This window comes from Pandoraea sp. XJJ-1, assembly GCF_026802345.1.
Classification (GTDB): Bacteria; Pseudomonadota; Gammaproteobacteria; order Burkholderiales; family Burkholderiaceae; genus Pandoraea; species Pandoraea cepalis.
Genome location: NZ_CP113827.1, coordinates 1,487,024 through 1,508,877 on the forward strand (window position 1 = coordinate 1,487,024; position 21,854 = coordinate 1,508,877).

A 21,854-nucleotide genomic window follows, 5' to 3' on the forward strand; every position below is an offset into this window, starting at 1 on the left:
TAAGAAAGTGCCGTCGTAGAACGGCCACCCGAATGATACGTATTGCTGCGCCGACGATTCTACCTAAGAAATCGCGTTATGCGAGCGGTGCGCGAATTATGTTGCGTGCCTGCCGCACAAGGCTGAGCGGGGAAGCGCGCCGCATTTCGCTTCGTTTCATCGACAACGTGGCGATCCGTCCTCGCGTTGGAGAATTTGCCTCTCGAATTTCGTGCAGCCTTCGGCACCTTTCTTTGCGCGATTTTGGTGCGCATGCCACGCGCCGCCGTCGACGTCGATGGCTCGCAAAGCCTTAAAAACGCTGCATTTCGCAGGTTTCGCAGCGGCCGTCGCCGTTGCACCAGGCATCGGTCAGCGTCGTGCCATTCGCGCCGAACGTGATGTCGTGCTTCGCGCCGTAGCTGCCGGCGAGTTGCAGGCGGTCGCCCGACAGTGTGCCCTGCACCGTGGTGTGGACGTTCGGCTCAACGTCGTCGACGCTACCGGTGACCTGCGCGCCATTGAGCGCGAGCGCCATCAGACGCGTCATCGGCGAGCCCCAAAGCTTCCACCACGGCGGCGCATTCGTGCACAGACCGCGCCAGTGCCCGGACGGATTCACCACGAGCAACGGGGCGGCTGCGCCCGGTTGAGCCGCTGTGCCCGACGTCATCGGCGGCGTGTAGACGGTCGCGGAGGTCGTGGTGTCAGTCGTGTCAGTCGTAGCGGTAGTAGCCGTCGAGGCGGCGGTAGCTGTGCCAGCGCTGCCAGCGGGCGCCGCGCTGTACGTGCCGGGGGCGCCGTCGACACGCGCCATACCGGGAGACAGGCCGTCGTTCGGCACCGGTGCCGATGCCGCCGCGCACACATGACACGACAGGTGCGACACGCTGTTGCGCGTCAGCGCACGCGTGGCGTAGAGGCGCTGGCCGCCTGCGGCGCCGTCGGGCAGCACCGTGACGTACGGTGTGTCGTCTAGCCGGTAATCGACCTTGGCGCACGACGGGGCGTCCGTTTGCAGCATGACGTCGGCGGAGAAGGCGCCGTTGACCGCGCGTATCGGAATCACCGACACGGAGGCCGAACAGTCGGCAACGACCTGAGCACAGTCACACGCGGCGGCCGGCGCACGCGACGCGCCGCCGGACTGTGCGTACCCCTGGCCGGCGAAGCCGAATATACCCGCGACGAGCCACCCCGTCGCGACGCTCAAGGAAACCAAACCCCGCATGATGTTTCTCCGAATGTGGCGGCCATCGTTATGCCGCGGATAGTCGATCAAAAGTTGTCGGCTGACAAGCGTCGAAAGTCGCGAAACGTGGGGGACTCGGAGACGAGAAGCCGCATCACATGCCATCCCGGTGTCGCGCAATTATGAGATTTCGCCCGTATCCCGACATCGAAAACGCGTTCTAGACTGCTAGTGCCCGGCCCCCGCTCTCAACGAGAACACCGCTCGTTGTCCACTAGAGACATGCATGGTTGTCGATCGCACGAATGCCCCTGGCCTGCCTGATATTCCCTCGCCCAACGAATTCCCCACCGCCCCCATGCCTTCCGCGAATCGCACGCTTGCCATGCTCGCGACGCTCTTCTTCGCCATGGGGCTCATTACGTCGCTGAACGACATTCTGGTGCCTCACTTCAAGGCCGCGTTCGACCTGACCTTTCGCGACGCGGCCCTGATCCAATCGAGTTTCTTCGCTGCGTATTTCGTCGTGTCATACCCGGCGGGGCAATACACCGCACGCGTCGGTTACCGTCGGGCGCTGGCCAGTTCGTTGTGGTTGGCCGGCGTCGGCTGCGCGCTGTTTTTCCCTGCCGCCGCACTCATGTCCTATCCCTGCTTTCTCGCCGCGCTTTTTGTGTTGGCGAGTGGTATCACGTTGCTGCAAGTCGCGGTGAACGCCTACGTCGAGACGTTGGGCACGCGCGGGGCGGCGGCGAGCCGCCTCACGCTGGTGCAAGCGTTCAATTCGCTGGGCACCACCGTCGGGCCGCCGCTCGCCGCGCTCTGGATCCTCGCGCCGCAGGCGCAGTCCGCAACCGGCCACGCCGTAGACAGTGTGCGCGGCCCCTATGGCCTGCTGGCGGCGGTGCTGGCCATCGGCGGCGGGGTGCTCTGGCGGCTGACGCTGCCCGAACACCGTGCGCGCCGCGTGTCGCCACCGAGCGTGCTCGGCAACGTGCGCAGTCTGTTGGCACACCGTCCCTTGCGTTACGGCATCGTGGCGCTGTTTCTTTATGTTGGCGCGGAAGTCAGTATCGGCAGTTTCCTGATTGCCTATCTGACACAAGCGGGCACGGGCATCGTCGACCATGCGCAGGCAAGCCGGTATCTGGCGCTGTATTGGGGTGGGGCGATGGCGGGCCGATTCGTGGGCGCGTGGCTGTTGCGCAAGGTGTCGCCCGGGCGGCTGCTGAGCCTGTGTGCGCTCTATAACGTGGTGTTGATTCTCGCGTCGTTCGCCTTGCCGGCGTCGTTCGCGATGTGGTCGTTGCTGGCCTGCGGTCTCGGCAACGCCATCATGTTCCCGACGATTTTCTCACTCTCGGTGGGCGGGCTCGGCGCGCGCGTGAGCGAGGGCGGCGGGCTGATCTGCATGGCGATCGTTGGCGGCGCGGTGTTGCCTTATCTGCAGGGGGCACTGGCGGATGGCATCGGCATCGGGTTGTCGTTCCTCGTGCCGGCGGTGGCGTACTGTTACATCGCCGGATTCGGGGCATGGTGCGTGCGCACCGCGCCCGAATTGGCTGCCGTCGCCGAGGAGACGGTGTACGTGAATGGTCGGTCAACGCCTGGCGATCAACCCGGCTTGCCGAACGTATAACGACCGAAGAAGAACAGCACGTTGCCGTTGCCCTTGCCGCCGGGCACATAGGTGGTCGAGACCGAGGCGCGCCCCACGCCGATTTCGGCGAGGGGCAGTGCGCCGGGGAAGGGCACGCCGCGGAGCGTGTCCGAGCGCGACATCAGAAAGACCGTATAGCCGAGCCCGAAGCGCACGGGCCCGGCGTTGGCGACGTTCCAGATGCGGCCGTAGCCGGCCATCGGCGACCAGTCGTTATGCGAGTCCTTGAACGCCATGGCGTACAGCATTCGTGACCCCTTATCGCCGTCGGACAACACACGGCCGTAGCCGAGTCCCCACGGGTTTTCGTTGTACTGGGCGATCTTTTCGCTCGTGTAGGCGAAGCGCAGGTGATGGGTATGCAGCGGTACGTAGAGATCGCTCGCACCTTGCGTGGCAACGTCGCGCACTTCATCGACGATGGCGCCGGTCCACGTCGAGATGCTACTCGGGGCGTCGTCGGCATGGGCTGCCAGCGGTGACAAAAACGTCAACGCCGCACCCAGCGCGACAAGCGTGCGGCGGCCAGACGAGGGAGAAATTCTTGAGGGCGAGGCAAGCGGTGCGAGTCGAATCGATGGCGCGAGCCGCCCGGTGCGTCGGGGGTTCGTATTCATGGTTGAGCTTGTCGTGTTGCAAGAAACGTGTCGATCACGGTCGTCGGAAGGGTGCCGGCAAACGGCACGCCGCGAACTTGGACGTCGCCCTGACGCGCTTCGTGACCGGCATTCCAATCTTTCTAGACCTCGTCGCCGTTGCAAAAGTTCGAATGACCGATTTTTCGCGTAATGGCCCAAGCCCGAAGCACGGGCTGATCGAACCTGCCGCTCGGCAAAGAAGTCGTTTCGCGTCAATGACCTATCGTGGATATCGACGTGTTATTCACCGGGTTGTGAACATTTTCTGTGGATAACATCTCGCCGTGTGCGCCCGCGTGGGCCATGCGAAATTGGGATATCGCAAGACGCTCGACGGCGCGCAGCAAATGCGCGCCACTCTTTTCCTCTGTCCGATCAAGGACTTGAGGAAGCTATCCGCGAGTTGTCCACTGGCTTGCAAACAAATTCTGTGGATAACGAACTTCCGCGAAACCCGCGCCAGGCCGCGTTTTCCAACGCATGGCACAACTTTCGCGCGCCCCCATTCTTCCCTGTCGAATCAGCCACTTGCGATGCTTTTCCGCAAGTTATCAACGGGCTTGTGAACAAAAAGTGTGGATAAGCTCGGGTTTCGTTGATCTCAATATATGAGATCAATATTTACATATTGACATTTTGAGTGTCGCGCAATTACGATGCGGCTCATATCAGTGGACGGATACGTTCAGGAGACGACAGTGACGGAACGACGCAAACAGAAAGTGGCGATCATCGGCTCGGGCAACATCGGCACCGACCTGATGATCAAGGTGATGCGCAACAGCGAGCATCTGGAAATGGGCGCGATGGTCGGTATCGATCCGGCCTCGGATGGCCTGGCGCGTGCGCAGCGCCTCGGTGTGCCGGTCACCGCTGAAGGTATCGACGGCCTGCTGGCAATGCCCGGTTTCGAGGACATTCGCATCGCATTCGACGCGACCTCGGCCAAGGCGCATGCGCATCACAACGCGCTGCTGCAAGCGCGCGGCGTGCAAGTGATCGATCTGACGCCGGCCGCCATTGGCCCGTACGTGATTCCGTCGATCAACCTCGACGCGCATCTGGACGCGCGAAACATCAACATGGTGACGTGCGGCGGTCAGGCCACGATCCCCATGGTCGCGGCCATCTCGCAGGTGGCGAAGGTGCATTACGCGGAGATCGTCGCGTCGATTTCGAGCAAGTCGGCGGGGCCGGGCACGCGCGCCAACATCGACGAGTTCACGGAAACGACGTCGAAAGCGATTGAAGTGCTGGGCGGGGCTTCGCGCGGCAAGGCGATCATCGTGCTCAACCCGGCGGAGCCGCCGCTCATCATGCGTGACACGGTGTTCGTGCTGTCCGAGCCGGGGGATCAGGCCGCCATTGCCGCGAGCATTCAGGCGATGGTCGACAAGGTGCATGCCTACGTGCCGGGCTATCGTCTCAAGCAACAGGTTCAGTTCGAGTTGTTCGACGCATCGCGTCCGCTCAACGTGCCGGGCTTGGGCAAGCTCACCGGCCTGAAGACCTCGGTCTTCCTCGAAGTGGAAGGGGCCGCGCACTATCTGCCGGCGTATGCAGGCAACCTCGACATCATGACCAGCGCCGCGCTGGCCTGTGCCGACCGTATCGCCGCCACTCGCCTGGCGCTCGCGGCCTGACGGTCGCACGCGCTCTCAGGAGACACACCTCATCATGACGCAGAAAAAGCTCTACATCTCCGACGTGACGCTGCGCGACGGCAGCCACGCTATTCGACACCAGTACCGCATTGCCGATGTGAAAGCGATTGCCGCCGCGCTCGACGCCGCGCATGTCGACTCCATCGAAGTCGCGCACGGCGATGGACTGGCCGGTTCAAGCTTCAATTACGGTTTCGGCGCCCATACTGATCTCGAATGGATTGCCGCCGTGGCCGAGACGGTCACGCACGCCAAGGTCGCCACCTTGCTGTTGCCGGGCGTGGGCACCGTGCACGATCTGCGCGAAGCCTACGACGCAGGGGCGCGTGTGGTGCGTATCGCAACGCACTGCACCGAGGCCGACGTCTCGCGCCAACACATTGCCTACGCGCGCGAGCTGGGCATGGACACGGTCGGCTTTCTGATGATGAGCCACATGACCACGCCGCAGCATCTCGCCGAGCAGGCCAAGTTGATGGAGTCGTACGGCGCGACGTGTATCTATGTGGTGGATTCGGGCGGGGCGCTGGGTATGAACGACGTGCGCGAGCGCTTCCGCGCCTTCAAGGACGTGCTCAAGCCCGAGACGCTCACCGGCATGCACGCGCACCACAACCTGAGCCTTGGCGTGGCGAACTCCATCGTTGCGGTGGAGGAGGGCTGCGATCGCATCGACGCGAGTCTGGCGGGCATGGGCGCGGGCGCGGGCAACGCGCCGCTGGAAGTGTTTATCGCCGCGGCATCGCGTTTGGGTTGGCACCACGGCTGCGATCTGTACACGTTGATGGATGCCGCCGACGACATCGTTCGCCCGTTGCAGGATCGCGCGGTGCGCGTGGATCGCGAGACGCTGGCGCTTGGCTACGCCGGCGTGTATTCGAGCTTCCTGCGTCACGCGGAAGCCGCTGCCGCGCGCTACGACCTCAAGACCGTCGACATCCTGGTCGAGCTGGGTCAGCGTCGCATGGTGGGCGGTCAGGAGGACATGATCGTCGACGTGGCGCTCGATCTGCTCAAGCGACGCGCGGCATAGCGCCGAGATGCGCCTCCCCTGGCGCAGCGCCCGGGGAGCGGAGCCTTCCACGCCCTACCGACACCGGCCCTTGTCCGCAGGGGCCGGCTTTTTTCAGTCGAACCGAATCAATCGACGAGCCTTAGCCCCCGTGACCGGACCAGCCGAGCTGGTGACTGATTTGCGCGGCGGCGTGCTTCACGCGCGGCACGAGTTCCTGCATGCGCTCGCGGCTCATGTACTTGGTCGTACTCGAGACACTGATGGCGGCCACGATATGCTGGCTTGCGTCATACACCGGCGCGGCCACACAGCGAATTTGCGGCGTGTCGTCTTCCAGATCGAAGGCGTAACCGAGACGGGCGTAGTCGTGCATGCGGGCGAGCCACGCCGTCGTGTCGATCGACGTTGACGGCGCCTGCGACCGATAGTGAGCAAGCTGCGCCTTCCAAGCCGCTTCGTCCTGATCGAGCAACAGCGCTTTGCCCACGCCGGTCACGCAGATCGGCTTGCGTCCGCCAATGCGCGAGCTGATCTCCACGGCGCGTTGTCCCGGCAGTTTGTCGAGGTACATCACTTCCCAGCCGTCGGCGACGGCCAGGTGCACAGTGTCCTGCGTCTCGCTCGCGAGCGATTCGAGCGTGGGGCGTGCGACGCGTGGCAAGTCGATTTGTCGGTAGGCAAGAAACCCCAGTTCGATGAGCTTGTTGCCCAGCCGGTAGCCGCGACGCGGCTCAAAACGCAGATACCCCGCGTGTACGAGCGCCGACGCGATCCGGTGTGTGGTCGACGTTGTGATGCCGGTGTGTGCCGAGAGGGCCGGCACGGTGTCGATGCCGGCGGCGACGGCTTCCACGATATCGAGGCCGCGGAAGAGCGTCTGGCTGGCGAGCGTGCGCGGACGCTCGGCCTCGGGAGACTTCGGCTTCGCCATCAGGCCCCCCCGAGCGCCAGCAGGCGCTCGTAGACGTAGCACTTGAGCGCGACGTAATGCGACGGGTCTAGAACGGGCAATTCGACGCCGTGCAAATGACTGCCGTCGTCGCCCTGTTGCACGCTGCGGATCGTGCCACTGGCTTCGATGGGCATGTCGATGTCGCCGACACGCACGCGGAACGCGAGCTGCATGCTGTCGCCGGGCGCGCCGAGCGGAGCGTCGGCCAGCAGCGAGACACCTTCGGCGCTGACGTCTTGCAGCAGGGCAAGGTGGCGGGTCTCACCCGCGCTGACCGATACGACCAGCCTGGCGGGTACGCGCTGCGAACGGCGCAGCACCTTGCGGCGGATCTGTGCCGGCGCGGAGAGCACGGCGTAATCAAACGGCAGCCGCTTCACACGCTCCACCGTACAGACGAAGTGGTAAATGTCTTCGCCCGAGAATGTCCAGAGTTCGAGCCGCTCGCCGACGTTCAGGGTCGGCGGCGCGACGCGGCCCGTCGGGGCGGTGATGAACAGCATCTGATTCGGCGCGTATCCGATCACACGCGTGCGCACCCGCTGCGACCCGGCGCCCGGCGGCAATTGGATCTGCAGCCAGTCGCCGGGGCGCAGATTCAGGTCGGTGAGCGCGTACTGCGGTTGCGTCGCGCCGGCGGCGGCAGCGCTCGCATTGTCGGGGGCCGCCGCCGTGGGCGCGGTAACCTCCGACGGGGCGAGGTCGTCTCCACCGAGATTGGCGATCCGGTGCGGGGCGAACGACGCGAACAGCCAGTCGCGGCCCGCCTGCGTGGGGACGACATCGCCCGCGGCAAGCAGGGGTTCCCCATTGCGATCAACGATGGCCCAGGGCAGGGCGTCGCCCAGGGGGATCTCGTGGGGCGCGAGCGGGACAAGGGGGAGCGCATGGAGGGGCGCGGCAGACGTCTGAGATGGGGTATCGACCATAGGGGCAGGGGGCGCGCGGCGGGCGCGCTCGCGTTCGTGCGTTGAAATGTCGTGGATCGTTAGCTGGCCGGCATGGTATCGGCCCACCGGCTTCGCGGCAATCATAGCGAAGGGGGGCTCGCCGGAATGCGCGAGCGACCGCTGACGTCAGGTGTCCGAAAGTCTACCCCGGCGCATTGGCACTTGGCGAGAGGGGAGTTGTACTCTGCCCTGTGCAAGCTGCGTAAGTGGGCACTCGCTGGGGGAGGGTTGCACCGCGGCACTGACAGGGTTCAACGGCTGGATTCGGGATGGGCGCGCGTGCTCGCTCCATGGGGCACGGCATGCGTCATGCCATCTCCCTATAGTTGACGGTTTGCCGGCGTGCCCGGCGGCGACCAGGTGGGGGGAGCGATGTGGTACCAGCAGTGTGCAGGCGCAAGCGGTTGGGGAGGGGCCTGGAGCAAGGCGCCGGCCGTTGAGCGCTTGGAATCGCCGGAGGCGACGATGCCGCGCCGCGCCGCGCAAACCGATATTGGCGCCCGTCTGACGCAGACGGCCAACGCGGCGGGCGATGCGTGCGGCGATGAGGTCGCGCTGTCACGTCGCGTCGATCCTGCGCTTGCGCAGGCCTTTGCCAAGGCGTGGGCGGGATTGTGGGTGACGACCGGGCCGTGCCAGCACTTCTATCGCAAGGAGTTCGATCTGGCGCACGCGCGCGACGCGCGTCTGGCGCGCAACGTCGCGCAGGTCGAGGCGATGTTGGCGCCCACTCACGACGAGGGCCTGCATTGCGGCACCGCCTCCGGTACTGCCATGCGTACGGGCACCGCTGCAGCGAACCGCGCCGTCAATGCCAACGCCAACGCCAACGCCAATGCCAATGCCAACGCCAACGCCAATGCCAATGCCAACGCTATCGATGTCGACCCCACGTGCCGCGACATTGCGCGTTGGATCAACACGGTGGCCGCGACCGGCGACCGGGGGTGGCACTTTCGTGCGGCGCGCGATGCCCTGTCGCTCGCGGGCAATCTGTCGTTGCTCGCGATCATTGCCGCGTGCTTCTACCAGGAGGAGGGCGCGACAGGCAACGACGGGGCACCGGTCGCCGGTCGCGGTGCCTCGATCGCCAACACCCCGTTTGGGGTGCCGTGGGCCGACTGGACGTTGCTGGCGTTCGAGGGCGCGAAGGGCGTCATGACGCAGTCGCTCGGTTCGCCGACGCTGATTCGTCACCATGCCGTCGACGAAGTGCTCAAGCGCATGGACGCGGGATGCCGGCTGCTGGAAGCATGCGTGGTATCGTCGGCGCCGCCCCCTGATGCGCCGTCGTCGTGGCGCGGCGCGCTTGCCACGCTCACGCGCTCGCGCGACGTTGCCACACTCTTTACGTTCGCCAATACGGCCGTGCCGCCTGCGCGGCTGGGACTCTGGATGCCGTCGTGGTTCGCGAGCGGGTCGAGCGCATCGAGCAGGACCGACAGCTATCGGGGCATGCTGCGCGTGGCCGGGCTCATGCTCGATTCCTGTCGCGCGGTGACGAGTCTGCTCGGCACCTGGGCACGCAATGCGGTCTTCACTCGCGATGCGCAGGACTTGACGCGCCGATGGGAATCGCTTTGCGAGCGGCTCGCGACGGTATTGGCCGACGATCGGGCGACAGTCCTCGATCGCGTCGATCGTGTGACGCAGCTCTCCGCGCATTGCGACACCCCGCTGCTGGCGGCCATCGCGTCGAGCGAGGGGTTACGTGAGCGCCTACTGGCGTGCGGCGAATCGTTGACGGCGAACGACATTGTCGCCGCTTGTGTCGCGTTCGACGTGCAGTGCCACACGTCGTGCGTTGACGGCCACCGCTATCTAAGCCTGAATCCGGCCGAGAGTCCGTGGGGATATCGATGGAAGGGGGAGGCGTGGCAATGTGGGGGCATGACGCCAGTCCGAACGTCGTATCGGTTGCTGCTGCTGTATCAGCACTGGAGCGCGGCGTTACTGGAACGCGTGGTGTCGTCGTGCGGTGCGCCGGCGGCGCAAGCGACCGAGGTGTCGCCGAATGATCGACCCACCGACCCGCCGGGCGTTACGCGCACGCGCTCGGGCGTGGCGCATGTCGATATCGAGTCGACGTGGGTGTGAGGGGGCATGGTGCCACGTGTCAATCTGGCGTCGTGACCTCGAAATCCAGCAAGGCCGAACTCATCGATTTGCCGTGGGCGTCCAGCGCGAGCGAGCGCGTCACGCCGCCCCCGAGCGCCTTGCCCAGGACGAAGTTGAACGCGCCCAGGCAAGGCAGTTCGTAACGCACGACATCGCCAAGCACGACGTCCCCCAGAAACGCCTTCACCCGCTCGGCCGTGACTTCGGCGCGCAGGTGCTCGTAATGCCTTGCGTCGTAGCAGATGAGCGAGACGTTGAGTGTGTTGCCCTTGTCGCCCGTGCGCGAATGCGCGAGTTCACGCAGCTTCATCTCACATCTCCACGAAGGTAAAGGACGGCTTGACGTGTTCGCGTGGCAACAGCACCGACTGGACCGCGAGCACCTCGCGTACGGACTTGGTCACGCCACCACCGCCGGCCGGACCGTTGGTGTACAACGTCTCGACTTCGTTGCCGATGCGTAGTGCCTGGTCGGCCGATGCCGTGCGTCCCGCTACGCGTACACGGACTTCGTAGGGCTCGGCGTGGCGCGCGCCCGCCGTTTCTCCGTGCAGCGAATTCACCCCGATCAGATCGCAGCGCAATTCGCTCGTCTGCACGCCCGTCAATGCCAGTCGTTCGCGAACGATATCGAGCGCTAGCCTCCCCCGTGCCACGGCGCCCGGGCCCCCGTAAGAGATCTGCCCTTCACCAATGAATCCGTCGACGTAGCCGACGGAAACTTTGAGCGTGTCGGTGCGGGGGGTGCCGCGTCCGCCCGTTACCTTGATCCGGTCGGGGGCTTCCTCTTCCACACGCACGTGCGAAAAGTCGGCCACGACGTCGGGCTGAAGATATCGTCGGGGATCATGAATCTCGTAAAGCAACTGCTCCTTGCATGTGGCTCGCGTCACGCGTCCCCCGGCGTCGGGCACCTTGGTGATGACGACCGATCCATCGGGCGCGACTTCGCCAATCGGGAACCCGAGCGTCGCGAGGTTGGGCACGTCCTTGTAGCCCGGATCGGCGAAGTAGCCGCCGGTGATCTGTCCCGCGCACTCCAGCAGATGCCCGACGACGGTGGCCTGTCCCAGCGTTTCCCAATCGTCCATGCGCCATCCGAATTCGTGGATCAGCGGCGCGACGAACAACGAAGGGTCGGCCACCCGGCCCGTCAACACGATTTGCGCGCCTGCCGCCAGGGCATCGACGATGCCGGCCGCGCCCATATACGCATTGGCCGACACGATACGATTCCCGTAAGACGCCACGCGCTCGCCCGTTTCTTCGAAGTGGGCGTCTCCTTGCAGCACGACGTCGAGCACGTCGTCGCCGGTGACGGCGGCGATCTTCACGTCGCCGAGCCCCAGTGCGCGAGCGATCTCCGCTGTCTTTCGTGCCGCCGCGAGCGGGTTGGCCGCGCCCATGTTCGAGATGATCCGCACGCCATTGCGCAGCGCTGCCGGCAGTACGGCGGTCATGCGTGCTTCGAGCAGCGGGTCGTAGCCGGATTGCGGGGCTCGGCGACGTGCCTGTTGCGCAATGCCAATCGTGCGTTCGGCCAGGCATTCGAAGACGAGATAGTCGAGCGCACCTCGCTGAGCGAGTTCAACGGCAGGCTCGATGCGGTCGCCCGAGTATCCGGCGCCTGCGCCGATCCGGATTCGTCGCGAAGACGGGGTGGGTTGCGTGCCGTTCATGCGGGTCGGGTCCGTTCAGTAAGGCTTAAAGCGTGAAGATGCCGAGTGCGACGCACGCGATCGTCATGACGATGGATGCGCCGAACAGCAGCGGAAACGTGAACTTCTGATGGTCGGCCAAATCGATGCCGCACAGGCCGACGACCAGGAAGGTGGCGGGCGTGAGGGGGCTGACCGGGAATCCTGTCGTCATCTGGCCCAGCAGGGCGGCTTGCCCGACGTGCACGGCCGGCACGCCCAGTTGTCCGGCGACCTCGGCAATGACCGGCAGTACGCCGAAGTAAAACGAATCGGGATCGAAGAGCATGCTCAGCGGCATCGACAGCAGACCGAGCGCGACCGGAATGTGGCCCGCCATGCCCGGCGGCACGAAGCCGACGGCCGCTTGCGCCATCGCCTTGAGCATGCCGCTGCCTTGCATCACCCCGGTGAAGACCCCGGCGGCGAGCAAAATGCCGGCCATCATCAACGCCGCGCGTGCGTGCGCGTCGATGCGTTTGCGTTGCATGTCGACGTCCGGGTAATTCACCATCAATGCGACGCACAGGCCCACCATGAACATGATCGCGGGCGGCAGCTTCTCGCCCATCACGACCATCGTGCCGAGCACGACCAGCGTAAGGAGGATGTTGAACCAGAAGAGCTTCGGACGGCGCAGCGCCTGTTGCTCGGGCGAGAGTTCTCGCTTGGGGCTTGGGATCGACCCGCTCGTGGCGCTCAGGCCGAGCCGCTTCTCTTCCCGGCGGCCGAGCCAGTAGGCCATGCCAAATACGAAGACCAGCCCGATGGCTTGCACCGGAATCAGCGGATTGAACAGGCTCGACACCGGCAGGTGGAGCGACGCCGACGCTCGAATCATCGGCCCGGTCCACGGCAGGAAGTTGATGCCCGCGGCCATCGACACGGCGGCTGCCAGCACGCGGCGGTCCATGCCCAGACGGTCGTAAAGCGGGAGCATGGCCGGAATCGTCACGAGGAAGCACACGGCGCCGGAACCGTCGAGGTGGATCAGCAGGGCCAGCAGCGTCGTGCCCATGACGATGCGCGTGGGTCGGGTGCCGACGGCTTTCAGGATGCGATCGATGATCGGATCGAGCGTGCCGGCGTCGGTGATGGTGCCGAAGTAAAGAATTGCAAAGACGAACATGCCGACGACCGGCGCGAGGCTCTTGAGGCCGTCGATCACGAACTTGCTGGTCTGAAAGCCGAACCCGCCGATCAGCGACGCCACGATGGGCACGATGATGAGCGCGACGAGCGGCGACATGCGTTTCGAAAGAATCGCGCCGAGCAGCACGACGATAGTAGCCAGCCCCAGTAATGGCAGCATGTGCTTGTCTCCTATGTTGTTTTTTGATGCGAACGAGCGTAAGTTCGGGGCGTTGATAAATCAATTGAAATGATTTGATCGCAGTAATCAAAAAACATAATGGATTTGAATCTACGAGACATCCGCGCGTTCATCGCGGTGGCGCAGACCGGCAGCTTCACGCGAGCGGCGGCGCGATTGCATTTGTCGCAACCGGCATTGACCGTGCAGATCCGGCGGTTGGAGGAGACGGTCGGCGTGCGGCTGTTCGATCGCAACAGCCGAAATGTTGCGCTGACGCCGACGGGGCGTGAGCTACTGCCGTTGTTGCAGAAGTCGCTGCATGACATGGAGCATGTGCTGATCGATGCGCGTGCGCTCGGCGACGGGTCGAGCGGCACGGTACGCATTGCCTGTTTGCCGACGTTTGCGGCGAGTGTGCTGCCGGAGTTGATCCAGCAGGTGAAGGCGGCGGTACCGCGCGCCGGTTTTCATGTGAGAGATGCGGTGGCCGGGGTGGTCGAGACGCTGGTACATAACGACGAGGTCGATATCGGCCTGACGGGCGGTGAGTTGAACGACGCGGAGATTGACGTGTTGTACGCGGGCGCCGACCATCTGGTGGCAGTGCTGCCGGCGGGACATGCGCTGGCGCGGCGCAAGCGCGTATCGCTGACGGATCTCGCCAGCGTGCCGCTGGTGCTGACGGCGCAGGGCACGAGTGTGCGGGCGGTGGTGGATGGCGCGTTCGCGAGCGGCGGTTGCACACCGGAAATTGCCTGCGAGCCGACGTACATGATGACGGCCGTCGCCATGGTCCGCGCGGGACTCGGCGTGACCATCCTGCCGGCGTCGGCTCGGGAAGTCCGGGCGGAACCGGAATTGCGGGTTCGCCCGATCGATCACGACGCGTTCCTGCGACCTATTGCCCTGATCAAGAAGCGCGGGAGAACGTTGCCTCCCGTCACGCAGACGTTTGTGGCGATGTTGTTGGAGAAGTTGGCGCCCGCATAAACGATCGAACCATTGATTGGCGCTTTTGCTTTCGCGGTCTTGGGACCTAGCGCAGACGCGTCGAGGCAGGAACGCACCAGACGATTCTGCGACGTCGATGTGCCGGGGCAACCATCACACGCCGAAAAGGTTGTGTTGAATTTGACGTAGATGTCCTGTCAGCAGTTCGCCGGCTTGATCGGCGTCCCGGTCCCGCAGTGCCTCCACGATCGCGCGATGTTGCGTTTCGTATTCGTGTCGACGTTCCGGTGTCAGCGAATGACGCTTCAAGCGCCCCCATTCTCCTTGCTCGCGCACTCGGTTGGTCAGGTCCAGGATTTGCAGAAAAAACGAATTGTGCGTCGCCAACGCAAAGGTGCGATGAAGCTCGCCGTCCCAATGCTCAAATTCTTCGACGCTTTCGGCGGCTTCAGAGCGCTCGACGCACTCGGCCATTCTTGCGAAGTCGGCTGACGTCGCGTTGCGCGCTATCAGCTTCGGCATTAGCGGCTCAATCAGCAGTCGCGCTTCCATCAGTTCTGCAGGGCTGGTCTGCGTCACCGAGATTTCATCGATCGCGGGTTCCCGGGGAGGAAGGTACTTTGCTGCCCCAGGTAAGACGAAAGTCCCGCTGCCCACGGCCTGCGTGATCAGCCCCTGATTTTTCAAATCCTGCAGCACACGCCTCACGGCGCCCCGCGACGCCCCGAATTGCTCGCTCAACTGTCGCTCCGCTGGCAACTTCACGCCATCTTTCATACGGCCGGAAGCAATTTCCTCAACCAGATAAAGGGCGAGCGCTTTCGCGCCAGCGGCTCGCGTCGGACCTCTCGTCTCGGTTTCATTCATGACAACGCTCCCAGGTGCATGGAGGAAATCATACGCATGCGGTACCAATTGGTCAATATTTTGGTTAACCCCGACTTGCGTCTTGTCCAATATGGTTCTACATTTTCACTCGTGAAAACCAATTGGCCTATTTGGAGAGCCATGACATGAAACTTGCAAATCTCGAAATCGACGGTAAAAAATCCATTTCCATCGTAGATACGGATAAATCCGTCTTTTGGACTGTGCGGACACTAATTCCAGAGTTTGATGGTGATATGGTCCAATTGGTACAACAATTTGCCCGATTCGGGAGCGACCTACGCCCATTGGGTGCGGGGCGCCCCTTGAGCGAGGCGAAGATTCTTGCACCGATTGAGGCACCTCGCCGGAATCTATTTTGCGTCGGCAAGAACTACCATGAACATGCGGCGGAATTTCAGAACTCGGGTTTTGACAGCAGCGCAAAGAACGGTGAGCACGCCCCTGAGGCGCCGGTGTACTTCACCAAACCGGCGTCCACCATCATTGGCCCGAATGCAAAAATTCCTCGTCACGCGGACGTGACGAGCCAACTCGATTACGAGGCCGAATTGGGTGTTGTCATTGGTAAGGCGGGGCGCGGTATCAAGAAGGCGAACGCCATGGATTACGTCTTCGGCTACACGGTGATCAATGACTTCACCGCCCGCGATCTCCAGAAGCTGCATCGTCAGTGGTTCCTCGGCAAGTCGCTCGACGGCTTTTGTCCCATGGGGCCGTATCTCGTGACGGCAGACGAAGTCGACGGCCAGAATGTCGATGTGCAGTGCTGGGTCAATGGCGAACTGCGTCAGAACGCCAATACGCGGCAACTCATCTTCGATATTCCGACGCTTATCGAATCGCTTTCGGCAGGCATCGAGCTGCAACCGGGAGACATCATTGCCACGGGAACGCCTGCCGGTGTCGGTATTGGCTTCAATCCGCCGAGATTTCTGCAAAGCGGTGATGTCGTCCGCATCGAGATTCAGAACGTTGGTGTACTGCAAAACGAGGTGGCCTGATGTCGACACATCATGTCAACGGTCTTATCTTTGAATCCGACGGCGACGGACAGCCGGTCGTTTGCATTCACGGGTTAGGGGGTACGTCCAATAACTGGACACCTGTGTTGCCGGCATTTGAGGGCAAACGTGTGATTCGCTTCGACTTGCCGGGCAGCGCGCGCTCGCCGTTGCTGCGCGAGACGCTCTCGATCGACGCTTACGTGGAGAGTGTGGCGAGCGCGCTCATCGCACTGGACGTGCGTGCTGCGCATATCGTGGCTCACTCGATGGGCACCATCGTGGCCCAGCACCTGGCCGTCAAATATCCCGACCTCGTGAAGAGCCTCGCGCTCTTCGGGCCGCTGTTGTGCCCGCCAGACCAAGGGCGTCCGGGCATTCAAACGCGTGCCGACCTTGTGCGCGAGAAGGGTATTGCTGGACTTCAGGAAATCGCGGACGCCATTGTGAAAGGCGCCACCAGTGCGCAAACCAAGGCGGAGCGTCCGGTCGCCATCGCGTTGGTGCGAGAAAGCGTAATGCGCCAAACGCCTGAGGGCTATGCGCAAAGCTGCGAAGCACTGGCGGGCGCGCAGCCCGCCTCGGTGGAGCACATCGACGTGCCGACCCTATTGATCACGGGTGAAGAGGACGGCGTAGGCCCCCCCGCGGCAGTGCAGGCGATCGGCGCTCGCATTCCCGGCAGCACGGTCACCGTGCTTGCGGGTTGCGGTCACTGGACCACATTCGAAAAGCCGTTCGAATGCGTGGCGGCGCTACAGGCGTTCTACAAAGCGATGTCCTGAGCCATTCCGGATTGGAGGAGACAAAATGCGCAAGATTGCGATTACCAATGTGTCCATTTTCGACGGAACAGGCGCCGACCCCTACCACGGCGGCGTTCTTGTCGAAGGCAACACCATCAAACGCGTCATCAAAGGCGAGGTCGAGGGGGGGGATGCAAATACCGAGACGATCGACGGGCGTGGCGCCTTTCTGATGCCGGGCATGACGGAGGCTCACACTCATTTCTCCTGGAATGATCAACCGTCTCTGGCCGCGATTCAGTTCATGCCGCCTGAGGAACATATCCTTTGGTGTGTGCGAGTTGCCAAACGTTACCTTGAGATGGGCTTCACGTCGGCACTCGGCGCCGCGGCGGCAAAGCCGCGACTCGATGTGGTCCTGCGAAATGCCATCAACGCGGGGGAGTTCCCTGGCCCGCGCTATCTAGCGGGCAGTCAGGAAATTACAACGCTCGGAGGCCTGGGCGACAACACGCTTCCGCATTTGCCGTTTCGCGAGCTAAATTTCGGCGAGGTGGTCAGCGGTCCGGAAGATATGCGTCGCGCTGCGCGCATGTTCATCAAATACGGTGTCGATCACCTGAAGATCAATCTCTCTGGCGAATACATTGCCGGCATTTCCGCCGAGGCGTCGCCGTTCTCTGAAGAGGAGATTGCCATGCTTGCAGCGGAGGCCAAGCGCGCCGGCAAACGCATGGCGGCGCACGCGCGCTCCGCGGAATCGGTCAAGCAATGCGTTCGCCATGGGATTGAACTCGTGTTTCACGCGAGCTTCTCCGACGAAGAGGCGTTGGACATGCTCGAAGCCAACAAGGACAAGCACTTTGTTGCGCCGGGGATTGGCTGGCTCGTCAGTACGATTCATCATGCCGCGCCGTGGGGGATTACCGAGGAAGTCGCTACGAAAATGGGTTATGCCCGCGAGCTTGAAGTGGCGTCGGCGTCACTCAGCAAGATGCACAAGCGCGGTATTCGAATTCTTCCTGGCGGTGACTATGGTTTCGCGTGGATGCCGCATGGAACCAATGCGCGTGATCTCGAGTACTTCGTGAAATATATCGGCATGACGCCGAAGGAGGCCTTGTTGTCGGCCACAAAGCTTGGGGCCGACATGATGCTGCGATCCGATGACCTCGGCCAGATTCGTGAAGGGTTTCTCGCCGACATCGTCATGGTGGAGGGCGACCCGCTCGCGGACCTGACGCTCCTTCAAGACCCGAACAAGATCGCGCTGGTGATGAAGGATGGTGAAATCTACCGGAACAATCGTGACATCCATCCCGCGAAAGGTGACTTGTTTCCTGGCGCGGCGAGCGTTGGTGCCGAGCGGACTCGAGCGGCCGTAGCGGGTTGAGTTACCCACCCGCGCCACACGACGACTTAACAGAATTCAAATCCCCCAGGTGGCGCGGGTCTTCCCCCACGGACCGAGCCGTTTCCCCCCCTGGAAAGCATCAATACTTCGGAGACTTCTCATGTGTGATTGCATTGGGCAGGCGCTTGAGCTTGGGATGTCGCGCAGAGGATTTCTCGGTGCCGGTTGGAAAATGGCCGGCGCCGGCATTCCTCTTTTACTCGGTATGCCCGCAACGGCTGCGGAGGTTGAGCAGCGTACGCAAGCTGTCGCCGCGTCTCGCAGGAAAGCGCAGGATCATGACACACGCCTAGTGCTGCTTGGCACGGCCGGTGGCCCCGTATGGTGGCCCAATTGTGACCGTGAGGGCATATCGTCGGCGGTAGTGGTTGGCGACGCTGTCTACATCGTGGATTGCGGTGACGGTGTCGGAAAGCGCTACAAGCAAGCGGAACTCGGTCCCATCAATCGGGTATCCGGCATGACGGGTATGGAAAACCTGCGCGGCATCTTCCTTACGCACCTCCACTCGGACCATACGATCGATTACTTCAACCTGTTCCTGTACGGTTGGTATGACGGCCTGACGGGTATCAAGCAGCCGGTTCAGGTGTACGGTCCCGGGCGTCGTGGGCAGATGGAGCCGATCTTCAAGCTGCCGGGCCAGACGACTGTCGAAGAACCTCGCATTGAGAATCCCGAGAATCCGACGCCGGGCACCGTCGATATGACGAATTACTTGTATCAGGCATTCGCCGTCGATATCAACGACCGTCTGCGCGACGCGCATCGTCCCGATTTGCGCAAGCTCGTCGAGGTCCACGACATCGTCATCCCACAGGTTTCCGGATTCAAGACTCCGAACGAGACGCCCGTTCCGAAAATGGAGCCGTTCAAGATATTCGAGGATGACCGCGTTCGGGTGACGGCGACGCTAGTGAATCACTTCCCGATATGGCCGGCATTCGCATTTCGTTTCGACACGGATGACGGATCCATCGTGTTTTCCGGGGACACGTCGCCCTGCGAAAATCTGGTTCGCTTGGCGAAGCATGCCGACGTGCTGGTCCACGAAGTCATTGATACGTCCTGGGTGGATGCGCTATTCCCGCCCCCGGTTGGCGAAAAGGAGGCGGCGTTCAAGGCTCACCTCTTGAGTTCCCATACGTCGATTGATGACGTCGGGAAGGTGGCCGAGGCTGCGGGTGCGAAAACGCTCGTCCTGTCCCATATCGCCCCGGGCCATGCGCCGCGTGCCAATCTGGCCCGTGCGCAACGAAACTTCTCTGGGCAACTGATCATCGGCGAGGACCTGATGCAGATCGGTGTTGGTCGTAAGCGAAGCGCTGCATAAGCCGCCAAGTTCACATTTGTCGGCGCTCCTGGCGGAAGGGAATGTGCTCGGATGGGCCGGCTTCACAGGTACATGTGTGGCGGCTCACGCCCAGCGTATGGATGGGTCCATGCGCCTGGCGGGAGCCCCGGGCGCCGCGACTTCACTCGTCGGTAATGTCGTCCGCCCCGACGTCAGCTTCCGGCAAGCCAGTCAGGCTATCTGGAGAGATCATCCAGTCCGACATTCTTCGTGCGAGGTCCGAATACGCCGATGGCAATCATCACGACGACCATCGCGCCTGCAATGAAAGTGAAGACCCCGGAAACGCCAAATTGATTCAGAATCTGCGCGATAAAAAATGCGCTGAAAATGGCGGAAAGTCGGCTCCACGAGTACACAAAGCCGACGGCTCGCACGCGTATGTTGGTCGGAAATAGTTCAGTCTGATAGGCATGGTACGTGTACGAAATCATGTTGCCGGCGAGCGTCAGGCAGATACCCATTATGATCAGAAACGTACTGTCGCGTAGCTGACTAAAGGCAATTCCGCACACGATATTGACCGCGCTGAGCGCGACGATGACGGTCTTCCGTTCGAATCTGTCGGCAATCAAGAGCCCCAGTAGCGGACCAATCGGGGCTGCGATGGCGATCAGGCTCGAGTACAGCAAACTGTGGGTAACGGTGACACCTTGCTTCATCAGAAGCGTTGGCACCCAGCTCGCAAATCCGTAATAGCCCACAGTCTGGAAGATGTGAAACACCATCATCATCAATGTGCGTCGACGATAGGGCGGTCGCCACATATCCGAGAAGCTCGCTTTGGGCGCGATGGTATCGGACGTCTCGGGGACCGGTAACGGGGCGCGATACTCGTGGGAGACCTTCTGCTCGATTTGGCTAAGGATGGTGTCCGCCTCATCAAGTCTTCCTTTTTGGGCCAACCATCGTGGGCTCTCGGGCAGATGGAGGCGCACCCACCAGATAAAGATGCCGCCGTGCGCGCCGAGCAACACGACCCAGCGCCAGCCTTCAAGGCCGAGAAATGTGCGGGGAACCAGTAGGAAGGAAATGAAGGCCACAATGGGAACCGCACTAAATCCGATGGCTTGACCGACGGCAAATGCGCGACCACGGATGTGCTTTGGCACGATTTCGGACATGTACGCGCCGATCGTCACCAACTCGACGCCCAGTCCTATACCGGCGAGAAACCGCCAGGTATTCAGGCCGAGGGCGGTCGTTTGGAATGCCATGACAGCGTTCGAAGCAACATAGCCAAGCAGTGCGTAAGTAAATATTGCACGTCGCCCGAATTTGTCAGCGAGAAAGCCGCAGGCGATCGTGCCGACAAAGAGGCCACAGAACAGCGCCGCGATAAAGCTGGCAACTCCCGTGGTTCCGAACAACCCATGCGTAGTCGCAGTGAGGATTCCTTCCTTGACCAGACCCGGGGCGATGTACCCCGTGTACATCAAGTCGTAAATCTCGAAGAAATACCCAAGGCTTAGCATCAGCACCATCTTCCAGATGGTTCTGGTTGCAGGTAAGCGATCCAGGCGCGCGGAAATTTCTCCGACGCCAAGACGGTTGGATGCTGTTATCGATGTCGCGCGGGTTCCAGGATTACTAACGACGCCAGCGCCTTCGGCTGGAAGTTCCAATGTGCTTGGTGATTTCATTCGTGTCTCCTGGCCTGAGTGATTCAGGCTCTATTTTTAATACGGTGTCGGGCATGGCACGCGCTTCGGAGCGCCCAAAAGGCGCCCGCGTGCGGCAACTTAATCGGCAGGTGTGAGCGAGTGCTTATATCGCGCTCCCTTCGTGGCATAGTCCGAGGCGTTGGCCTTCATATTCGATATTTCGGTGTCGCTCAACATCCTGGCAACTTTTGCGGGCACGCCGACGATGAGTGCATTGTTGGGAAAGGATTTTCCTTCGGTGATAAGCGCACCCGCGGCAACAAGGCAGTTTTCGCCAATAACGGCACCATTAAGAACGACAGCCTGAATGCCAATCAGGCTGCCGGCTCCGACTCTGCAACCATGGAGCATCGCCTGGTGCCCAATGCTTACCCCGTCGTCAATCACGATGGGATGGCCGGGGTCAGTGTGCAGAACGGCCCCCTCCTGGACGTTGACGTTCTTGCCAACGCAAATCGATTCGTTATCGCCGCGCAAAACCGCATTGCTCCAAATCGTCGATCCGCAGCCGACCTGTACGTCTCCGATGACCGTGGCCCCAATCGCGACATACGCTGATTCGTCGATGTCGGGACAAAGGTCGTCCAATTTCAGTATGTTCATATGGCGCTCTCATGTGGTGCGCAGGGTGTCTCCGCGCATCGTTTCGCGGG

General features: G+C 62.4%; 19 protein-coding genes. 9 read left to right on the forward strand and 10 right to left on the reverse strand.

Going from position 1 to position 21,854, the window contains the following annotated elements; translation table 11 throughout:
* Window positions 1-292: 292 nt before the first annotated feature.
* A complete protein-coding gene (locus OYT13_RS06740; RefSeq protein WP_261938907.1) occupies window positions 293-1,210 on the reverse strand; it encodes a hypothetical protein in 918 nt (305 codons plus the stop codon).
* Between the two features lie 247 nt (window positions 1,211-1,457).
* Between OYT13_RS06740 and OYT13_RS06745 the strand changes: the two genes are divergently transcribed.
* Complete coding sequence (locus OYT13_RS06745; RefSeq protein ID WP_268567505.1) at window positions 1,458-2,810, forward strand: sugar MFS transporter; 1,353 nt, start codon at window positions 1,458-1,460, stop codon at window positions 2,808-2,810.
* Here the strand turns inward: OYT13_RS06745 and pagP are convergent.
* The gene (pagP, locus tag OYT13_RS06750; protein WP_268567506.1) at window positions 2,786-3,448 is read right to left on the reverse strand and encodes a lipid IV(A) palmitoyltransferase PagP; all 663 of its coding nucleotides are present in this window, start codon (window positions 3,446-3,448) and stop codon (window positions 2,786-2,788) included. The genes OYT13_RS06745 and pagP overlap by 25 nt on opposite strands.
* A 677-nt stretch (window positions 3,449-4,125) precedes the next feature.
* Between pagP and OYT13_RS06755 the strand changes: the two genes are divergently transcribed.
* Together OYT13_RS06755 and dmpG are read left to right on the forward strand one after the other, a co-directional pair.
* Window positions 4,126-5,112 carry an acetaldehyde dehydrogenase (acetylating) gene (locus OYT13_RS06755; protein ID WP_051060168.1) on the forward strand — a complete coding sequence of 329 codons (987 nt, stop codon included), beginning with the start codon at window positions 4,126-4,128 and terminating at the stop codon, window positions 5,110-5,112.
* A 34-nt stretch (window positions 5,113-5,146) separates the two neighbouring features.
* On the forward strand, window positions 5,147-6,166 hold the full coding sequence (gene dmpG / locus OYT13_RS06760; RefSeq protein ID WP_017233734.1) for a 4-hydroxy-2-oxovalerate aldolase: 1,020 nt from the start codon (window positions 5,147-5,149) through the stop codon (window positions 6,164-6,166).
* A gap of 121 nt (window positions 6,167-6,287) precedes the next feature.
* Here dmpG and OYT13_RS06765 read toward each other — a convergent pair whose 3' ends face one another.
* Entirely contained in the window at window positions 6,288-7,079 is a 792-nt protein-coding gene (locus tag OYT13_RS06765) for an IclR family transcriptional regulator (RefSeq protein ID WP_261938904.1), read from the reverse strand.
* Window positions 7,079-8,029: a flagellar brake protein gene (locus OYT13_RS06770; protein WP_261938903.1), complete on the reverse strand. Its 951-nt coding sequence runs from the start codon at window positions 8,027-8,029 to the stop codon at window positions 7,079-7,081. The genes OYT13_RS06765 and OYT13_RS06770 overlap by 1 nt, the downstream gene beginning before the upstream one ends.
* 486 nt (window positions 8,030-8,515) lie before the next feature.
* Between OYT13_RS06770 and OYT13_RS06775 the strand changes: the two genes are divergently transcribed.
* Window positions 8,516-10,147 (forward strand): hypothetical protein, encoded by a 1,632-nt coding sequence (locus tag OYT13_RS06775; RefSeq protein ID WP_268567507.1) that lies wholly within the window; start codon window positions 8,516-8,518, stop codon window positions 10,145-10,147.
* A 19-nt stretch (window positions 10,148-10,166) separates the two neighbouring features.
* Here OYT13_RS06775 and OYT13_RS06780 read toward each other — a convergent pair whose 3' ends face one another.
* The 3 genes from OYT13_RS06780 to OYT13_RS06790 are packed head-to-tail and all read right to left on the reverse strand — an operon-like array spanning window position 10,167 to window position 13,177.
* Entirely contained in the window at window positions 10,167-10,478 is a 312-nt protein-coding gene (locus OYT13_RS06780; RefSeq protein ID WP_268567508.1) for an AtuA-related protein, read from the reverse strand.
* A 1-nt stretch (window position 10,479) separates the two neighbouring features.
* Window positions 10,480-11,847, reverse strand: coding sequence for an acyclic terpene utilization AtuA family protein (locus OYT13_RS06785; RefSeq protein ID WP_268567509.1), 1,368 nt, complete (start codon window positions 11,845-11,847; stop codon window positions 10,480-10,482).
* Between the two features lie 25 nt (window positions 11,848-11,872).
* The gene (locus OYT13_RS06790; protein ID WP_261938899.1) at window positions 11,873-13,177 is read right to left on the reverse strand and encodes a CitMHS family transporter; all 1,305 of its coding nucleotides are present in this window, start codon (window positions 13,175-13,177) and stop codon (window positions 11,873-11,875) included.
* Window positions 13,178-13,276: 99 nt separating this feature from the next.
* Here OYT13_RS06790 and OYT13_RS06795 point away from each other — a divergent pair, with 99 nt between their 5' ends.
* Window positions 13,277-14,170: a LysR family transcriptional regulator gene (locus OYT13_RS06795; protein ID WP_268567510.1), complete on the forward strand. Its 894-nt coding sequence runs from the start codon at window positions 13,277-13,279 to the stop codon at window positions 14,168-14,170.
* Between the two features lie 114 nt (window positions 14,171-14,284).
* Here the strand turns inward: OYT13_RS06795 and OYT13_RS06800 are convergent, their stop codons facing one another.
* Window positions 14,285-14,998 carry a FadR/GntR family transcriptional regulator gene (locus tag OYT13_RS06800; protein WP_261938897.1) on the reverse strand — a complete coding sequence of 238 codons (714 nt, stop codon included), beginning with the start codon at window positions 14,996-14,998 and terminating at the stop codon, window positions 14,285-14,287.
* Window positions 14,999-15,144: 146 nt separating this feature from the next.
* On the opposite strand from OYT13_RS06800, the gene OYT13_RS06805 reads away from it, so the two are divergent.
* The 4 genes from OYT13_RS06805 to OYT13_RS06820 all read left to right on the forward strand — a co-directional run bounded on the left by OYT13_RS06805 (window position 15,145) and on the right by OYT13_RS06820 (window position 19,516).
* Complete coding sequence (locus OYT13_RS06805; RefSeq protein ID WP_261938896.1) at window positions 15,145-16,023, forward strand: fumarylacetoacetate hydrolase family protein; 879 nt, start codon at window positions 15,145-15,147, stop codon at window positions 16,021-16,023.
* On the forward strand, window positions 16,023-16,808 hold the full coding sequence (locus OYT13_RS06810) for an alpha/beta fold hydrolase (protein WP_261938895.1): 786 nt from the start codon (window positions 16,023-16,025) through the stop codon (window positions 16,806-16,808). The genes OYT13_RS06805 and OYT13_RS06810 overlap by 1 nt, the downstream gene beginning before the upstream one ends.
* A gap of 25 nt (window positions 16,809-16,833) precedes the next feature.
* On the forward strand, window positions 16,834-18,162 hold the full coding sequence (locus OYT13_RS06815) for a metal-dependent hydrolase family protein (RefSeq protein WP_261938894.1): 1,329 nt from the start codon (window positions 16,834-16,836) through the stop codon (window positions 18,160-18,162).
* 193 nt (window positions 18,163-18,355) lie between these two features.
* Window positions 18,356-19,516 carry an MBL fold metallo-hydrolase gene (locus tag OYT13_RS06820; protein ID WP_268567511.1) on the forward strand — a complete coding sequence of 387 codons (1,161 nt, stop codon included), beginning with the start codon at window positions 18,356-18,358 and terminating at the stop codon, window positions 19,514-19,516.
* Window positions 19,517-19,713: 197 nt separating this feature from the next.
* Here OYT13_RS06820 and OYT13_RS06825 read toward each other — a convergent pair whose 3' ends face one another.
* Together OYT13_RS06825 and OYT13_RS06830 are read right to left on the reverse strand one after the other, a co-directional pair.
* Window positions 19,714-21,180 (reverse strand): MFS transporter, encoded by a 1,467-nt coding sequence (locus OYT13_RS06825; protein WP_261938892.1) that lies wholly within the window; start codon window positions 21,178-21,180, stop codon window positions 19,714-19,716.
* 99 nt (window positions 21,181-21,279) lie between these two features.
* Window positions 21,280-21,804, reverse strand: coding sequence for a gamma carbonic anhydrase family protein (locus OYT13_RS06830; protein ID WP_261938891.1), 525 nt, complete (start codon window positions 21,802-21,804; stop codon window positions 21,280-21,282).
* Window positions 21,805-21,854: the final 50 nt, after the last annotated feature.

Coding starts and splice junctions, on each gene's coding strand:
- OYT13_RS06740 (WP_261938907.1), bottom strand. CDS start 1,210: ATGCGGGGTTTGGTTTCCTTGAGCGTCGCGACGGGGTGGCTCGTCGCG.
- OYT13_RS06745 (WP_268567505.1), top strand. CDS start 1,458: ATGGTTGTCGATCGCACGAATGCCCCTGGCCTGCCTGATATTCCCTCG.
- pagP (WP_268567506.1), bottom strand. CDS start 3,448: ATGAATACGAACCCCCGACGCACCGGGCGGCTCGCGCCATCGATTCGA.
- OYT13_RS06755 (WP_051060168.1), top strand. CDS start 4,126: ATGCGGCTCATATCAGTGGACGGATACGTTCAGGAGACGACAGTGACG.
- dmpG (WP_017233734.1), top strand. CDS start 5,147: ATGACGCAGAAAAAGCTCTACATCTCCGACGTGACGCTGCGCGACGGC.
- OYT13_RS06765 (WP_261938904.1), bottom strand. CDS start 7,079: ATGGCGAAGCCGAAGTCTCCCGAGGCCGAGCGTCCGCGCACGCTCGCC.
- OYT13_RS06770 (WP_261938903.1), bottom strand. CDS start 8,029: ATGGTCGATACCCCATCTCAGACGTCTGCCGCGCCCCTCCATGCGCTC.
- OYT13_RS06775 (WP_268567507.1), top strand. CDS start 8,516: ATGCCGCGCCGCGCCGCGCAAACCGATATTGGCGCCCGTCTGACGCAG.
- OYT13_RS06780 (WP_268567508.1), bottom strand. CDS start 10,478: ATGAAGCTGCGTGAACTCGCGCATTCGCGCACGGGCGACAAGGGCAAC.
- OYT13_RS06785 (WP_268567509.1), bottom strand. CDS start 11,847: ATGAACGGCACGCAACCCACCCCGTCTTCGCGACGAATCCGGATCGGC.
- OYT13_RS06790 (WP_261938899.1), bottom strand. CDS start 13,177: ATGCTGCCATTACTGGGGCTGGCTACTATCGTCGTGCTGCTCGGCGCG.
- OYT13_RS06795 (WP_268567510.1), top strand. CDS start 13,277: ATGGATTTGAATCTACGAGACATCCGCGCGTTCATCGCGGTGGCGCAG.
- OYT13_RS06800 (WP_261938897.1), bottom strand. CDS start 14,998: ATGAATGAAACCGAGACGAGAGGTCCGACGCGAGCCGCTGGCGCGAAA.
- OYT13_RS06805 (WP_261938896.1), top strand. CDS start 15,145: ATGAAACTTGCAAATCTCGAAATCGACGGTAAAAAATCCATTTCCATC.
- OYT13_RS06810 (WP_261938895.1), top strand. CDS start 16,023: ATGTCGACACATCATGTCAACGGTCTTATCTTTGAATCCGACGGCGAC.
- OYT13_RS06815 (WP_261938894.1), top strand. CDS start 16,834: ATGCGCAAGATTGCGATTACCAATGTGTCCATTTTCGACGGAACAGGC.
- OYT13_RS06820 (WP_268567511.1), top strand. CDS start 18,356: ATGGCCGGCGCCGGCATTCCTCTTTTACTCGGTATGCCCGCAACGGCT.
- OYT13_RS06825 (WP_261938892.1), bottom strand. CDS start 21,180: ATGAAATCACCAAGCACATTGGAACTTCCAGCCGAAGGCGCTGGCGTC.
- OYT13_RS06830 (WP_261938891.1), bottom strand. CDS start 21,804: ATGAACATACTGAAATTGGACGACCTTTGTCCCGACATCGACGAATCA.